Source organism: Streptosporangium sp. NPDC051022, assembly GCF_040683035.1.
Classification (GTDB): domain Bacteria; phylum Actinomycetota; class Actinomycetes; order Streptosporangiales; family Streptosporangiaceae; genus Streptosporangium.
The window spans coordinates 315421-330640 of record NZ_JBFBCF010000002.1; the positions used below are offsets into that span (position 1 = coordinate 315421).

The 15220-nt window shown below is 73.6% G+C and carries 11 protein-coding genes; 4 read left to right on the plus strand and 7 right to left on the minus strand.

Annotated elements, in window-relative coordinates:
* Nucleotides 1–34 precede the first annotated feature (34 nt).
* The 5 genes from AB0N02_RS05425 to AB0N02_RS05445 all read right to left on the minus strand — a co-directional run bounded on the left by AB0N02_RS05425 (nt 35) and on the right by AB0N02_RS05445 (nt 6828).
* The gene (locus AB0N02_RS05425; RefSeq protein WP_363943005.1) at nt 35–589 is read right to left on the minus strand and encodes a hypothetical protein; all 555 of its coding nucleotides are present in this window, start codon (nt 587–589) and stop codon (nt 35–37) included.
* Between the two features lie 158 nt (nt 590–747).
* A complete protein-coding gene (locus AB0N02_RS05430) occupies nt 748–2568 on the minus strand; it encodes a glycosyltransferase (RefSeq protein ID WP_363943007.1) in 1821 nt (606 codons plus the stop codon).
* On the minus strand, nt 2565–4502 hold the full coding sequence (locus tag AB0N02_RS05435; protein WP_363943009.1) for a glycosyltransferase: 1938 nt from the start codon (nt 4500–4502) through the stop codon (nt 2565–2567). Before AB0N02_RS05435 ends, AB0N02_RS05430 begins: the two co-directional genes overlap by 4 nt.
* Complete coding sequence (locus AB0N02_RS05440) at nt 4502–6328, minus strand: glycosyltransferase family 2 protein (RefSeq protein WP_363943011.1); 1827 nt, start codon at nt 6326–6328, stop codon at nt 4502–4504. Before AB0N02_RS05440 ends, AB0N02_RS05435 begins: the two co-directional genes overlap by 1 nt.
* Nucleotides 6325–6828 carry a hypothetical protein gene (locus AB0N02_RS05445; protein ID WP_363943013.1) on the minus strand — a complete coding sequence of 168 codons (504 nt, stop codon included), beginning with the start codon at nt 6826–6828 and terminating at the stop codon, nt 6325–6327. The genes AB0N02_RS05440 and AB0N02_RS05445 overlap by 4 nt, the downstream gene beginning before the upstream one ends.
* A 208-nt stretch (nt 6829–7036) precedes the next feature.
* Between AB0N02_RS05445 and AB0N02_RS05450 the strand changes: the two genes are divergently transcribed.
* Nucleotides 7037–8314, plus strand: coding sequence for a glycosyltransferase (locus AB0N02_RS05450; RefSeq protein ID WP_363943015.1), 1278 nt, complete (start codon nt 7037–7039; stop codon nt 8312–8314).
* On the plus strand, nt 8311–10044 hold the full coding sequence (locus AB0N02_RS05455) for a glycosyltransferase (protein WP_363943016.1): 1734 nt from the start codon (nt 8311–8313) through the stop codon (nt 10042–10044). The genes AB0N02_RS05450 and AB0N02_RS05455 overlap by 4 nt, the downstream gene beginning before the upstream one ends.
* Here AB0N02_RS05455 and AB0N02_RS05460 read toward each other — a convergent pair.
* Nucleotides 10028–10825 carry an SAM-dependent methyltransferase gene (locus AB0N02_RS05460; RefSeq protein WP_363943018.1) on the minus strand — a complete coding sequence of 266 codons (798 nt, stop codon included), beginning with the start codon at nt 10823–10825 and terminating at the stop codon, nt 10028–10030. The genes AB0N02_RS05455 and AB0N02_RS05460 overlap by 17 nt on opposite strands.
* A gap of 94 nt (nt 10826–10919) precedes the next feature.
* On the opposite strand from AB0N02_RS05460, the gene AB0N02_RS05465 reads away from it, so the two are divergent.
* Nucleotides 10920–12284 (plus strand): MFS transporter, encoded by a 1365-nt coding sequence (locus tag AB0N02_RS05465; protein ID WP_363943020.1) that lies wholly within the window; start codon nt 10920–10922, stop codon nt 12282–12284.
* A 79-nt stretch (nt 12285–12363) separates the two neighbouring features.
* On the opposite strand, the gene AB0N02_RS05470 is transcribed toward AB0N02_RS05465, so the two are convergent.
* Nucleotides 12364–13947, minus strand: coding sequence for a glycosyltransferase (locus AB0N02_RS05470; RefSeq protein WP_363943022.1), 1584 nt, complete (start codon nt 13945–13947; stop codon nt 12364–12366).
* 202 nt (nt 13948–14149) lie between these two features.
* Between AB0N02_RS05470 and thrC the strand changes: the two genes are divergently transcribed.
* Complete coding sequence (gene thrC, locus AB0N02_RS05475) at nt 14150–15208, plus strand: threonine synthase (protein ID WP_363943432.1); 1059 nt, start codon at nt 14150–14152, stop codon at nt 15206–15208.
* The last annotated feature ends 12 nt before the right edge of the window (nt 15209–15220 follow it).

Sequence of the window (15220 nt, forward strand, 5' to 3'; positions counted from 1 at the left end):
CGCTCTCTTCCTGGTGGGTGGGAATCGGGCGCCGCTACCGCACCCAGCCGGTGTAGCGCTGTCCGCTCTGCCGGTCCGTCCGGTGGGCGGAGTCGTTCCTCCGCTCGCGAGGTTCGAGCGCGGAGGAGACGGCGCGCACCAGCCAGGCGTTGACCGACAGTCCCTCACGGCCCGCCGCCTCCTCGATGCGGGGCTTGAGGTGCTCGGGGACTCGCAGCGAGAGCCGCGACGTGCCGCCCTCCTCCGCCTCCTGCGGAGCGGCGCCGTCCGCCGCGGCCGTCCCGGATCGCGTGGCTCCGATGCCGCCGTCGGTGCTCTCCGGAGTGTCCTCGAAGGGCCGGTTCGAAGGCGGTGGCGTCACCACGAACTCGGGGTCGCGTCTGCGCAGTCGTATCTCGACCGATCCGGGCGCCAGCTCACAGGTGATCTCGTCCGCGGCCGCGGACAGCGCCTCCAGCAGGACGAGCCGGGTGGCGGACTCCAGTGAGGCGGTGAGCCGCCTGGTGGCGGCGACGACTTCCTTGCCGCCCGCCTCGGCGGCGACCGTGAGCTCATGGCGAAGTTGGTCGACGTACGGCGAGAGGTCCATGACGTCACTATGACGCCATGGTGACGTCATAGCAAGTGGCGTGTGATGCCAATCCGACGCCATGTCCATGGCCTGGTGTGAGGGATCGGCGGCTTCACCTCCACGGGAGCCTCACAGCGAGGAGACGGCCGGGCAGGGCGGAGGGACGTCCGCCCGGGTCAGGGCGGGCCTTTGACGAGGCCGCGCAGGCGGCCGGCGGCACGGCGGAGGAGGGAGCGGTTCCGCGCCCGGTGCAGGGCGACGGCCTCGCGGCGGCGCTGCTCGGCCTTCTCCTTCCAGCGGGCGGAGTCGCGTTCGCCCTTCGCCGCCTGGGCGCGCAGTTCCCTCAACTCGGCCTTGAGCGCGGCGACCTGCTGCCGGGCGCGTTCGGCCTCTCGCCCGCGTGACTCGGCCTCGGCTCGCCAGCGCACGGCCTCCCTGTTGCGGTCGGACGCCCAGGAGGGGTAGGCCCGGGCCGCCGGACGCAGCCGCCACGACTCGGCGTCCAGCCAGGTCGCGCCGTACAGGTCGGCGATCACGTCGTCCAGGGACTCCCCGTCGCGGGCGACGCGCAGCGCCCTCGCGACGGCGGCGGTCCGTTCGAGGCGGGCGGTGACGACACCGGTCGCGGTCTCCTCGAGCGCGATGAGCAGCAGTCCCTCGTCGTCCTTGTCCGCCAGTTCGATCAGCGAGGCCAGGGACTCCGCTCCGGGCACCCAGCCGGCGGGACAGGTGAGCCGGAAGGGGGCGGGGAACGAGGTCGGGGGCACGCGCTCGGCGAAGCGGACGCGGCCGTCGTTGGCGTACTGCCCGTGGACGAGCCGCAGGTCCAGCAGCGGATCGTCCAGCGGTGTGCCGGGCCGTACGGCGGGAGCGCCGTCCGGGAAGGCGTCCCGCTGTCCGGGCAGGGAGGGCGAGGCTGACAGGGACGGCGAGGCTGACAGGGACGGCGGAACCGATGGGGACGGCGGGGAGGGCGGGGAGGGCAGGGACTCCCAGGGGCCGGTCAGGGTGACGCCCACGTCCGGAAGCGTGCTCGCCAGTGCCCCGTCCACGCTCGCCTTGACGTCCTCGAAGGAGGCGCCCCCGGCGTCCACCACCACCTCGACGTAGGGGACCAGCCACTGGCGGCCCGGGTCGGAACGCAGGTTGCGCCGGTACGGCACGCGGTCGGCGATGAACGGGTCGTTGTGCCGCTTGATCTCCTTCGGCCTGCGCATGGCCGCCGTGGTGCCCAGGTGCCAGCAGAGCGCCTCGGCGTCGGGGACGAACACCGCGCCCGCCTGGGTGAGCCGGTAGCCGAGCTCGGTGTCCTCGCCGAGGGCCAGACGGGTGTCCATCCCTCCCACGGCCCTCAGCAGGGCCGCGGGCAGCGAGACCGTCGCCCCCACGTGGACGTGGTGCAGCAGCCGGCCGGGCGCGTCGCGGAAGCCGCGGTTGGCGGCGACGAGTTCGTCGATCCAGTCGTGCCGGTGCTCGGGATCCTCCTCGAAGAGGACGCCGGCCCCGTCCTTGGCGACGGCGGTCCGGACCTCGGCCGCGGACGGCGGCGTGCCCACCGGGGCGGTGAAGCGCAGCGTGCCCAGCACCACCAGGTAGTCGGCCAGGTGGTGCCAGCGCATGTGCGCCTCCACGTGGTCCCGGTAGGAGACGATGTCGGCGTCCAACCGGTGGATCACCTCGCCGTCGGCGGCGGCCGTACCGGCCTCCAGGGCCCAGGCGATGCCCCGGCCGCCGGGGGCGGAGGCGACGATCCGGGTGCGCTCCGGGGCGATCTCGGGAAGCCGCAGCGGGGGCGCGCTCCCGTCGTCCACCACGACCACCTCCAGCAGGTGCGGAGGATAGGTCTGGGCGGAGAGGGCGGCCAGCGTCAGGTCGAGCTTGTCCTGCCCTCCCCGGGCGGGGACCACCAGGCTCACCGTCAGGCGCGGCTCCCACGCGCCGAGAGCGGGGACGGCGAGCACCCCGTAGTCGTTGCCGGGGATCCGCGGCGCGTTCATCCCGCCGCCCCGGGGAGGTCCTGTCCGGGAAGCTCCATGAGCGCGCTGGGCCGGAAACCGCGCCACTGGCGTTTGTTGCGCCGCAGGAACGTGCCGATCGGCTCGCGCCAGGTGTGGTCGGCGGCGTTGCCGCGCCGCAGGATGTAGCCCAGTCCGTGGGTGCGGTAGATCTGCCCGCCCGCGGCCTGTACGGCGTGCTGGAACTGGGCGTCGATCGTGCCCGGCAGCGCGCGGAAGCCGCCCACCGCCTCGAAGGCCGAGCGTTCGGTGAAGATGGTCCCTCCGGCGATGAAGTTGGTGATCTGCTCGGTGACCTGCTCCCGGTGGACGGTCACCCCGATCGACGCGAGGTAGACGAACTCCGGCACCGTGCCGACCACCTCGGCTCCCGAGTAGGAGTGGGCCAGGAGCAGGTCGGACACGAAGTCGGGCCCGTACCAGTCGTCGTCGTCCATCTTCAGCAGGAACGCCCCGGACGCCCTGGCCGCCGCCTCGTTGAGCACCGTGCCGAACACGGTCTCCCGGGGTGCCTCGTACACGGTCACCGGGCCTTCGAAGGAGGCGAGCGCGCCCGCGACGTCCGGGTGCCCGGCGGGGATGCCGTGCAGCGCGAGGATCACCTCGAAGGTGGCGCCGCGCTGCCTGGCCAGCTGTCCCAGCGCGAAGCGCGCCATCTCGGGGCGGCGGGTGGCCAGCAGTACCGAGACCGGCCGCGGGGGCGCCGCCGGGGCGCCGAGCTGCTCCCAGCGGCTGCGGACGCCGTGGGTGCGCAGCGCCTGCCTGCGGAGCCTGACGCTGTGCTCCTCCCGTTCCAGGTCGTCCGCGAGACCGGCCTCGCCGGTCGAGGTGAGCAACCCGGCCAGCTCGGGTCCGAGGGCGCCGGCCCACCCCGGTACGGCGTCGCAGACCAGCGGCACCCCGGCCGCGGCCAGCCCGGTGACGACCCGCAGCGCGGCGACAGGGCCGCTGTGGCCGCGCCGCCAGTTCACGCGCACCCCTCTGACCTGCCTGATCCGGTTCACGTCCACGTCGGTGACGCAGCCCGGGGTGCCGAAGGCGGTGAGCGTCCGCCCCCCACAGGTGATCGTCCAGCGGCCCGACCTCACGGACAGGTCGGCCATGCCGAGCGAGGGCACCGTGACGAAGCCCATCGGGTTGACCGAGCGGTCGTCGACCGGCGGGATGGCGCGGGGGTCGGACAGGTCCCCGAGACCGGTCCGCAGGATCTCGGCCCCGCCCGGGCGGCCGATCCGCTCCCAGCTCATCAGCTCGGTGACCGGGCGGTCGACCGGTGTCTCCTCGCCGGTCCAGGGCGGCGGATCCTCACCCGTGGTGCGGACGACCAGGTCTCCGCCCCGGGCGCCGAACCGGTCGGGGAGCGGTCCCGTCACGTTCGCGGGGGCCGCGTTGGGGTCGCCGGGGCGCCAGTGCGCGGCCCCCGGTCCCGCGAGTCCGGCCACCGGGGCGGCGACGGCGTCCATCCGGTGCCCGGCGAACGCCCTGGCGGTCGCGGCGACCGTACGGCCCGCGGGCGTGGGCTTGGAGAACGTCGCCTCGACCGCCCAGGCGGCGCGCTCCGGGCGATGGACGCGCAGCTCGGTCAGGGACCGCCAGCGGTGCGCGGGGGTGGGGGAGGGCACCGGGGCGGCGTGCCAGTGGGGGGTCTCCTCGACGGCGACCACGACCCGCGAGGCCATGGGCAGCAGTGACTGCAGGGTCGCGGCCCGGCGCAGGTCGGTCGGCGTCCTGGCGAGCACCAGGATCTCGGCGGCGCTCTCCTCGGGGCTCGGGGCGCCGTCGAGATCGCCGTCGAGGTCGGTCACCTCGTACGGTTCCAGCTCGTCGAGCGTCTCGAAGCCCGCGCAGTAGACCAGGAGGCGCCGTCCGCCGCGGCGCTCTCCGGCGGCGCCCAGCAGAGCGGCCAGGAACGACATCAGCCCGCCCTCCTCTGCCGTACGGCCGCCGCGATGATGTCTCCCAGCGGGCCGCGCCGCCGCGTGTCCTGAGGCCGTTCGGTCTCGGCGCGCAGGTGCTCCGTCTCGCGGCGCAGCCTGTCCACCTCGTCCCGCAGGCGTTCCGCCTCGCGCTGCCAGCGCACCGAGGCCGCCCGCCACTTGGCGGCGTCCCCGGAGACGGGCTGGGCGTCCTGGGCGGCCGTGAAGCCGAACCGGTCCCCGTCCGCCCAGAGCGAGCCGAACAGCTCGTGCACCACGTCGTCGTCCTCGTGCGGAACGCAGGAGACGCAGGAGACGCGGGGGACGCCGGGAACGCCGGGAACGCCGAAGACCTCGTGCTCGCCGTGCCCGTCGCGACCGCCGGGATCGCGGGGGTCGCCGGGGATGCCGGGGATGCCGGGAACGTTGAAATCGCGGAGGTCGCCGGGAACGTCGGGGGCGCCGGGATCGCGGAGCAGGGCGGCCCTGGCGAAGGCGGCCGTGCGTTCGAGCCTGGCGGACCTGACGCCGTGCGGCCCCTCGTCGAGCACCACGCTCAGCAGGCCGTACTTCTCACGCTCGGCCAGCCCGACCAGCTCAGCCAGGGTGTCCGCGCCGAGGGCCCACCCGGCGGGGCAGGTGAGGCGGAAGGGCGCGGGGGCCGAGTCGCGGGGCGCCCGTTCGGCGAAGGAGACGCGCGGTTCGTGGGCGTACAGGTTGCGCACCAGACGCAGGTCGAGCATCGGCTCGTCGAGGCTGGGGTGCCGTTCCGCGGGGAGAGCCGACCACGGCCCGGTGACGGTGACGGCGACGTCGGCCAGGGTGCCCGCGAGCGCGCTGTCCACGGTCGTCCTGACGTCCTCGTACGAGGCGCCGTCCGCGTCGACCACGACGTGCGCGTACGGCACCAGCCACCGCCGGCGCGGGTGGGTGCGCAGCCAGCGCAGGTCGGGGATGAGGTCCGGCAGGACAGACCAGTTGTGCCGGTGCACCTCCTTCTCCCTGAGCATCACCGTGGACGGGCCGAGATGCCAGGCACGGGCCCGCGGGTCGGGGACGAAGACCGCGCCCGCCTGCGCGAGGCGGTAGCCGAGGTCGGTGTCCTCGCCCATGTTCAGCGCGGCGTTCACCCCGCCCGCCGATCGCAGGAGCGCCAGCGGGACCGACGTGGTGGCCCCGGAGTGGAGCCGGTAGGCCCCGGCCCCCGCGTCCCGCAGCCACCGGGTCTCGGCGAGCACGCCGGCCCGCCACGCGTGCGGGGCCGCCGCCTCGAACAGCCTTTCCGCGGTCCCGGCGCGCACGGCCGCGAAGATCTCGCCGGGGTCCGGGCCGGTCGCCTCCGGGGTGAAGCCGACGTCGCCGAGGACCACGATGTAGGGGGCGAGGTGGTGCCAGCGCATGTGCGCCTCGACGTGCTCCCGGTCGAGGATCATGTCGGAGTCCACCCAGTGCAGGACGTCTCCGGTCGCCGCCGCCGCGCCGGCCCGGCGCGCCCAGCCCCGTCCCCAGCGGCCTTCCGGCACCCGGACGATCCGGGTGCCGACCGGCGCGAGCCGGGGGATCCGCAGTGGCGGGTCGCTGCCGTCGTCGGCGACGATCACCTCGGTGAGTTCCGCGGGGTAGCTCTGCGCGGCCAGTCCGGCGAGCGTGCGGTCGAGGGCCTCCTGGCAGTCGTGGGCGGGGATCACCACGCTCACCCGGAGCAGGGGCCGCCACCGGCCCGGATCGGGCGGGGTCAGCGAGCCGTAGTCGTTGTGCCTGATCCTGGCGCGGGGAACGAGGGCCCGGCCCGCATCCTGTCTCGCGGTGGCACGGGGCGCGCTCACGCCTTGCCCTCTGACCAGGTTCGCCCGGCCCCGGCCCCGGCCTCGACCGCCGTCGGCCGCGGCGGTGGCTGTGGCTGTGGCTGTGGCAGTGGCCCACCGGCCCCTTCCTCCGTCTCCCCGCGCGGGGAGACGGAGGCCAGCCGGATCTCACCGAGGGAGACCAGGACCTCCCGCAGGTCCTCCTCGCGTCTGTTCCCGTGCTCTCCGAGCAGTGTCACGATCTCGTCGAGGCGCCGGTCAAGCCGTTCCGTGGCCGCTCTGACCCGGGCCATCTCCGCCTCGTACCGTTTGACCCTGTTGTCGATGCGCTGGGCCTTGCCGTCCGCCCTGCGGACGGTCGCGACCGTCAGCGCCTGGGCGGCCAGGACCGCCGCGATCGCGGCGAGCACGAGAGCCGCCGTGACCGAGACGACTCCGGAGCTCGCGAGCGCCGCCAGCGCGATCAGGACGAGCGGGCCGACGATCGTCGTCAGCAGCGTCAATTTTCGGGGCGTGGACATCCGCGCTTACCTTCCGTGCCGCTCCATCGTTTCCTGTCGGCTGGGGGGTGTTTGAGGCTATCCACGGCTGAAGTGTGAATATGTCAATAAATGGAAACCCCAAGGTTTTTGTGACCTGCGTGAACGCTGTGAGTGACTGATCGCAAGCGCTCAAGTCAAGTCGGAAGCGCGGTGAGAAGTGATCTTTCGGCCTCGCTATCCTTCGCTGGTGCCCGCACCGCCGATCTCCCCCGTCCCGCCCCCTTCCGCGACTCCCACAGGCTTCCTGCGATCGGCGACGGAGGGAACGGCCGAGTTGTCATGGACCGGCGCGGGGTGGCGGGCGGCGGGCGAACCCCTCGGAGAGCGGCCCGGTGCCGCCGAGGTCGCCCGGCTCAGGGCGCTGCGCGGCCTGACCGTCCTGTGGCCCTCCGTCGAGGTCCCCACCGACGCCGTCGTCGATCTGGCGGCCGCCGGGGTGCCCCTGCGCGCCGCCGTGTCACCCGGCTGGGTCGAGCCGGGACTGGCCCGCCTGCTGGCGGCCTGGACGCCGGAGGAGAACCCGGAGGGTGGCGAGGGCGGGCCGCGCTCGGTGGCCGCGCTGCGCAGGGAGGAGCACAGCGTACGGCTGCGCCGCCACGGCCTCGCGCACCACCACGGCCTCCCGTACCACCGTGACCTCACGCGCCGCCGCGGTCCCGCGCACCGTGGCACGGCGTCCACGGCCGCCATGGCTGCCACAGCCGTCATGGCCGCCACCGCTACCGGAGCGGCCCGGACGGCCACGGCGAGCCCGGCGGCCACGACGGCCGTGCCCGGCGTCAGCGTCGTGATCTCCAGCATGCGCCCGCACATGCTGGGCTCCGCGCTCGCCCAGATCGCCGGTCAGCGCGGGGTGGAGGTCGAGGTCCTGCTGGGCCTGCACGGAGTCTCCGCCGGCCACCCGGACGTACGGCGGGCGCTCGCGGAGAGCGAGCTGCCGATCACGGTGACCGAGGCCGACGCGGCGACACCCTTCGGGGAGGTGCTGAACCGGGCCGCCTCGAAGGCGGGCGGGCAGTACGTCGCCAAGTGGGACGACGACGATTGGTACGGTCCCGAGCACCTGGCCGACATGCTTCTGGCGAGGTCCTACGCGGGCGCCGACATCGTGGGCGCCGCGGCCGAGTTCTTCTACCTGGAGCCCCTGAACGTGACGATCCGCAGGACCGACTACACCAGCGAGGTCTGGTCCGACCACGTCGCCGGGGGAACGATCCTGCTCGCCCGGGAGAGGTTCGAGGCGCTCGGCGGGTTCCCCGCCCTGCCGCGCGGGGTCGACGCCGGGTTCCTGAAGGCCGCGCACGCCGAGGGGGCGCGCATCTACCGCACCCACGGTCTCGGCTACGTACTGCGGCGCTCGTTGGGCGCCGAGCACACCTGGCGGCTTCCGCTCGCCCACTTCCTGCGTGTCGCGTCGAACCAGTGGCGGGGCTTCCGGCCGAGCCTGATCCTGGAGGCCTCGTGATCGCGCGGATCGTGGGCAACGACTACCGCACCCTCGCCCCCGCCGAACTGGGCGCCTGGACACCGTCGCTGCGGGTCAGCGTGGTCGTGCCCGCCTACGGTGGCCAGGACAAGCTCGACCTGGCGCTGGCCGGGCTCGCGGCCCAGACCTACCCCGCCGAGCTGACCGAGGTCGTGGTGGTCGACAACGGCAGCGATCCGCCGCTGCGCCTGCCCGATCTCCGGCCGGAGGGCACCCGGCTGGTGGTCTGCCCGACGCCGGGCAGGGCGCACGCCCGCAACGCCGGGCTGCGGGCCGCGACGGGCGACGTGATCCACTGGCTGGACTCCGACGTGGTCCTGGACCGCCGGTCCGTCGAGGCGCACATGCGCTGGCACCACGCGGCGCCGTACCTCGTGGTGACCGGATACCTGCGCTTCACGTCCGCGCCGCTGCCGACCCCCGAGGCGGTGGTCGCCTCGGGGGACCTGGCCGAGCTGTTCGAACCGGCGGAGCCGCACGCCTGGCTGGTCGACCTGATCGAGCGGACCGGCGGCCTCACCGACAACCCGCACCGCGCCTTCAGCCTGCACGTGGGCGGCGCGACCTCGGTCAACGCCGCGCTGCTCGCCCAGGCGGGCCCCATGGACACCGACCTCGTCCTCGGCCAGGACACCGAGATGGGCTACCGGCTGGCCCAGGCGGGGGCGGTCTTCGTCCCCGAGCCGCTGGCCCGCGCCTTCCATCTGGGCCCCACCATGCGGATGCGCGGCAAGGCGCCCATCGACCGGGTCAGCCACGCCTTCGTGGCCGACCGGATCCCCGCCTACCGCTGGCTCCGCTCCCATCCGTCCAGGCAGTGGAAGGTGCCCTACCTGGAGGTCGTCGTCGAGACGGAGGGCGGCCGAGGGCAGGAGGGTGGCGGCCTGGGCGATCAGAGCGATCAGAGCGATCAGAGGTACGACGAGGTCCGCGCCACCGTCGACGCCGTGTTCGCGGGCACCGTGCCCGACGTGGCGGTCACCCTTCCCGGGCCGTGGGACAGGGCCGCCGCCGAGGGCCGCGCCCCCCTGCGCAACCCCGACCTGGACCTGGTGCTGATCCGCGGTCACTACGCCCACGACGCCCGGGTGTGCCTCACCCTCGCCGCCCCGCCGCCCGGCGGGCCCGCCGCGCCGTACCCGGCGGACGGTGGCGGGAGGGGCTGGGGGGCGGCGCCGTACCGGCTGAGGCTGCCCGCCGGGTGGACACCGGGGGAGGACAGCCTCGCGCGGCTGCTCGACCTCGCGGTGGAGGAGGGGCACGGCCTGATCTCGGTACTGCTGGCGGAGGAACCGGGGCACGGGATCGTCACGGCCAGGCTGGAGCGCACCGCCGCGTTCGCCCGCGCCGCCATCGTGCTGCGGGAGGGCGAGGAACTCGACGAGGCGGTCGAGGACACCTTCGGCACCTTCTGGGTCGACGGGGAGACCTACGGGTTCCGGCCCGAGGCCAGGGCGCTCACCGGGCGCCGCGGCGCCTACCGGGCCAGGGCCGAGGCCCAGGCCGAGGTGGCCCGCCTCACCAAGGAGGTGGAGCGGCTGCGCGGGCAGGTCGCCCGGTGGCGTGAGGAGGCCGGTCGCTGGCGCAAGAGCGCGGTCGAGCTGCGCAGGGAGGTCGGCGGCCTGCGCAAGGAGCTGGCCGCCGCCAGGAAGGTCGTCCAGTACGGCCTGCTGTCGTCGGTCAAACGGGCGATCACCCGTCGGCGGTGACGGCTCCGACCCCGCCGAGGAAGTAGGACCCGATGCCCTTGTAGGGGACCACGGCGCCGGGATCCGGGCGCCACTCGGGAAGGTTGACGATGCCGGGCTCGACCACGTCGAAGCCGTCGAACAGGCGGATGATCTCCGCGCCGGTCCTGGCGACGAACGGGGAGGAGGCCCGGTCGTAGACCTTGGTGACCCCGTCGGCCGCCGCGGGCCTGGCGTCGATCGCGACGTGTGACATGGCCAGGTGGCTGCCTGGCACCATGGCCTCGCGGAGGGTCGCGACGATGCCCGAGGGGTCGTCCTCGTCGGGCACGAAGTGCATGATCGCCAGCAGGAGGATCCCCACGGGCCTGTCGAAGTCGATCGCGGCCCGGACGTCCGGGTGGTTCAGGATCTCGAGGGGGCGGCGCGCGTCTCCCTCGACGATGGTCACGTTCTCGTTCTTGCCGAGGATCGCCCTGCCGTGGACCAGGACCGTTGGGTCGTTGTCGACGTAGACGACCTTGGCGTCGGGCGCGACCTGGTGCACGTTGTTCTGGGTCGGCAGACCGGCGCCGATGTCGAGGAACTGGTCGACGCCCGTCCTGGCGATGAAGTCGACCGTGCGGCGCAGGAACGCACGGTTGGAACGGGCGCTGTGCCGGATTTCGGGGACGACGGTCAGGACCTTCTCCGCGGCCTCCCGATCTGCGGGGAAATTGTCCTTACCTCCCAGGTAGTAGTCGTACATGCGCGCGACATTAGGTATGTGCGTGTTGATGCCCTTGGGTGCCTGGTCGGTCACGTGCTGCTCCCCGGTGGAGATTTTTCCGGAATTGTCGTGATCATATCGAGAAGGGTGCCTGGAGAAGAGATCCGGGAGCTGGCAAGATCGCGCCATGGCCGCTTCCCCTCCGCGCCGTTTCCTCGGTCTCCACCTCGCCGACGGTGTCCGTCCCGGCAACGTGGTGGCCTCCATGGTCATGGCGTTCGCCGCGACCATGATCATTACTTTTCTGCCCGCGGCGCAGCCGTACATCCTGTTCGCCGTCCTCGGGGGTGAGGCGAACCAGGGCGGCGTGGTGGGGTTGCTGGCCGCCGCCGCCGAGATCGCGATGATCCTCAGCCTGCCCTGGTACGGCGCGCTGGCCGACCGTTTCGGCCGGCGGCCGGTCGTGGTGGCAGGGTTCGTCCTGTGCGGCCTGGGCGCCGCGCTGTCCCCCTTCGCCGGAGGCGTGCCCGTGCTCGTCGCGCTGCGGGTGGTCTTCGCGCTGGGGGTGGCCGCGCTCAGCGGGATGCTGGCCACGGTCGCCGTCGACTACGTCCGCGACCGTTCCCGGAGCACGTCGTACGGCCTGGTCGGCCTGTTCAGCGGCCTGGGCGCGATCGTCGCCGTGCTCGGCCTGGTCCGTCTCCCCGCGGGCTTCGAGGCGGCCCTCGGCGACGGGGAGACGACCAGGGTCACCGCCGCCCGCCTGTCGTTCCTGACCGTCGCCGCGGTCGTCCTCGTCGTCGCCGTGCTGATGTGGTTCACCCTCTCCCGGATCGGGGGCGGCGCGGGCGCCGAGCGCGTCCCGCTGCCCCGCCTGGTCAGGGAGGGCGTCGTGCTCGCCCGCGACCCCGGGGTCGCCCTGTCCTACGCGGCGGCATTCGTGGCCCGCGCGGACCTGTCCGTCGTCGCCGCGTTCATGCCCCTGTGGATCGTTCACCAGGTCCAGGGCGAAGGCGGCATGTCCACGGCCGAGGCCCTGGCCCGCGCCGGGGCGGTGGTCGGCATCGCGCAGACGGTGGCCACCGTCGGGGCCCCGCTGTTCGGCCGGCTGGGCGACCGGATGCGCCGTCAGGACGCGGTCATCCTCGCCCAGGCCGTGGCCGCGGTGTCCTACCTGTCCACGTTGCTGATCGACGATCCGCTCGGCTCCGGCATGATGATCGTCGCCGTCTTCGTCGGCCTCGGGGAGATCGGTGCCATCGTCACCGCGGGCCCGCTGCTGGCCCAGCAGGTCCCATCGGCGGTGCGCGCCTCCGCCTACGGCGTGCAGACGCTCTGCGGCGCCGTGGGAATCCTCGTCGTCTCCGCGCTCGGCGGAGCGCTCTTCGACAGCTGGCGGCCCGCGGCGCCGTTCGCGGTGGCGGGCGTGGCCGGTCTGCTCGTCGTCGCCTTCGGCCTGGCGGTGCGGCGGCGTGTCACCCCCCGGCCCGAGAACCGTGAGCCCGGGGGACGGGATCCCGGAGGGTGGGAGAACGCTCCCTCGGCGGGCTGACCTCCAGGCCGTCCCCTCAGGGCCGCCCCGTCACTCGTCCCCTCAAGGCCGCTCCGTCACCCGTTCCGTCACACGCCCGTCACCCGTTCCGGATCGCCCATACCGCCGCCCTGAGCCTGCCGCGCAAGGACCTCGGCGCGGTGGCGTGCCACGCGGCGGGTGCCGGGGCCACCGGAGACACCGGGGACACCGGGGGCTTCTGGGGCTTGGGGGAAGCGGGCTCGGTCCTGCCACCGGAGGCCTCGGGCGGCCTCTCCCCGGTGGGCGCGGGCGCCGTCCACGCAGGCCAGAACTCCGCCCGGTCGCCGTGCCGTACGCCGTGGGTGGTCCTGATCGAGGTGACGACGTCGTCGGCGCCCAGCAGCCTGGCCCGGCCCAGCGCCTCGGCGCGCTCCAGGGCCGCCGAGCCGTCGTCGCCGAGGTCGACCACGAGCAGACCGGAACGGTCCTCCTGAACCGCGGCGATCATCCGCTCCAGCGAGTCGTGACCAAGCGGGACCGAGACCGGGCCCGTGTAGCGGAACGGGGTCGGCGCGGGGGTCGGGGAGACCTCGTCGGCCAGCCGTACCCGGTCGTCGTGGGCGAACTGCTCGCGCAGCAGGCGCAACTCGAACGACGGGTCGCCCAGGGCGGAGTGCCGGCCCCCGGACAGCCGTGACCAGGGGGCGAGCAGGGTGACCCGCACGTCGGCGACCGATCCGTCGAGGGCGGCGCTCACCGCCCGGCGCACCCGCTCCTCGTCCGCGTCGACGCGCAGGACCACCTCGACGTACGGCACCAGCCACCGCCTGCCCCGGTCCTTTCGCAGGTCCCGCCGGAGCGGCACCCGGTGGGCCAGGTAGGGGGTGACCGCGCGGACCGCCCGCTGCCGGTCGCGGCGCTGGGCGGGGATTCCCAGGTGCACGGCCCTGGCCGCCATGTCGGGGACGAAGACCACACCGTGGGTGGCGAGCCGGTAGGCGAACTCGGTGTCCTCGCCCCTGAGCACGTCGGTGTCGACCCCGCCCACCGCGTGGAAGGTCTCCCGCCGCATCGAGACCGTCGGCCCCGTGCACACGTGGTAGGGGTTGCGGCTGGTCCGCAGGCCGTCGGTGCGGGAGATCGTCTGCTCCGTGGAGCTGGCCAGCGCCTCCGACAGGTCGAAGACGTCCTCCAGCGAACCCGCCCGCGCCCGCTCGTGCAGCTGCGCGGGGAGGAGCGTCCGGTCCTCGACGAACTTCTTCGCGCCGATGGTGACCAGGTAGTCGGTCAGGTGGTGCCAGCGGGCCAGTGCCTCGATGTGCTCGCGCCAGACGATCATGTCGGCGTCCAGGCGCTGGATGATCCGCCCCTCGGCGAGGCCGGCCCCGGTGTTGAGGGCGTGCGCGATGCCCCAGCCCCCGGGGGCCGCGGGCACCAGCCGGGTGTTCGGCGGGACGATCTCCGGCAGGCGCAGCGGCGGATCGCTGCCGTCGTCGACCACGATGACTTCCATGAGGTGGTCGGGGTAGGTCTGCGCGGCCAGGGCGGCCAGGGCCAGGTCGAGCCGGTGCTGCCCGCCGTGCGCGGGGATGATCACGCTGACCGAGAGTTCCGGATCCCAGGCGCCCAGTGGCGGCGGATCCAGGGGGGAGTAATCGTTGTGCCGGATCGGGGGCCGGTCGATCGCGGCTCCGCCCGTCATGATGTAGTGCTCCTTGTCTGCGTTCCCGCTTCTCAGGACCCGTTGACCCTACCCGCGCTTCCTTAGCGTTTCCTGGATGGAAGACGCGCGGCCCGTCCATTTGGTGGACAGGCGATCCCGGGCTCGACGCGGGTGCCCGTAGACTTGCTGCCTAACACCGCAGGTAGGACGCGCGTGCTGATGACGCGCGGGAGGAGCAATGATGACCAGGGCGTGGCGTGGCCTCATCGAGGAGTACCGCGACCGACTTCCGGTGACCACGGCGACGCCCGTCGTCACGCTCCTGGAGGGCGGCACGCCGCTCGTCCCGGCGCACCGGATCTCGGCGCTGACCGGCTGCGACGTCTACCTCAAGGTGGAGGGCGCGAACCCGACAGGCAGCTTCAAGGACCGCGGCATGACGATGGCCATCAGCAAGGCCGTCGAGGACGGCGCGAAGGCCGTCATCTGCGCCTCCACCGGCAACACCAGCGCCTCGGCCGCCGCCTACGCCGTCCGCGCCGGCCTGACCTGCGCGGTGCTGGTGCCCCGCGGCAAGATCGCGATGGGCAAGCTGGCCCAGGCGCTCGTCCACGGCGCGAAGCTGCTCCAGGTCGAGGGCTCCTTCGACGACTGCCTCGACATGACCAGGAAGCTTTCGGAGAACTACCCGATCGCGCTGGTCAACTCGGTCAACCCGTTCCGGCTCCAGGGCCAGAAGACCGCGGCCTTCGAGATCGTGGACGCGCTCGGCGACGCGCCCGACATCCACTGCATCCCGGTCGGCAACGCGGGCAACATCTCGGCCTACTGGATGGGCTACACCGAGTACGCCAAGGACGGCGTCGCGGTGAAGACCCCGCGAATGTTCGGCTTCCAGGCCAGCGGCGCCGCGCCGATCGTCAACGGCGCGCCGGTGGCGCACCCGCACACGATCGCCACCGCGATCCGCATCGGCAACCCCGCCTCCTGGCAGCTCGCCGAGGCGGCCCGTGACGAGTCCGGCGGCGTCATCCAGGCCGTCACCGACCGTCAGATCGCCGCGGCCTACAAGCTGCTGGCCCAGGAGGAGGGCGTGTTCGTCGAGCTGGCCTCCGCCGCCAGCGTCGCCGGTCTCCTCCAGGCCCACGACCAGGGGCTCGTCGCCTCCGGCCAGCGGATCGTCTGCACGGTGACCGGCAACGGCCTCAAGGACCCCGACTGGGCCATCTCCGGCGCGCCGACCCCGGTGACGATCCCGATCGACGCCCACGCCGCGGCCACCGCCCTGGAACTCGCCTGATCCCCGCTCCAC

What these genes read in the sequence shown, in the direction of transcription:
- AB0N02_RS05425 (WP_363943005.1), bottom strand. Translation starts at nt 589, where the DNA reads ATGGACCTCTCGCCGTACGTCGACCAACTTCGCCATGAGCTCACGGTC.
- AB0N02_RS05430 (WP_363943007.1), bottom strand. Translation starts at nt 2,568, where the DNA reads ATGAACGCGCCGCGGATCCCCGGCAACGACTACGGGGTGCTCGCCGTC.
- AB0N02_RS05435 (WP_363943009.1), bottom strand. Translation starts at nt 4,502, where the DNA reads ATGTCGTTCCTGGCCGCTCTGCTGGGCGCCGCCGGAGAGCGCCGCGGC.
- AB0N02_RS05445 (WP_363943013.1), bottom strand. Translation starts at nt 6,828, where the DNA reads ATGTCCACGCCCCGAAAATTGACGCTGCTGACGACGATCGTCGGCCCG.
- AB0N02_RS05465 (WP_363943020.1), top strand. Translation starts at nt 10,920, where the DNA reads ATGGCCGCTTCCCCTCCGCGCCGTTTCCTCGGTCTCCACCTCGCCGAC.
- AB0N02_RS05470 (WP_363943022.1), bottom strand. Translation starts at nt 13,947, where the DNA reads ATGACGGGCGGAGCCGCGATCGACCGGCCCCCGATCCGGCACAACGAT.
- thrC (WP_363943432.1), top strand. Translation starts at nt 14,150, where the DNA reads ATGACCAGGGCGTGGCGTGGCCTCATCGAGGAGTACCGCGACCGACTT.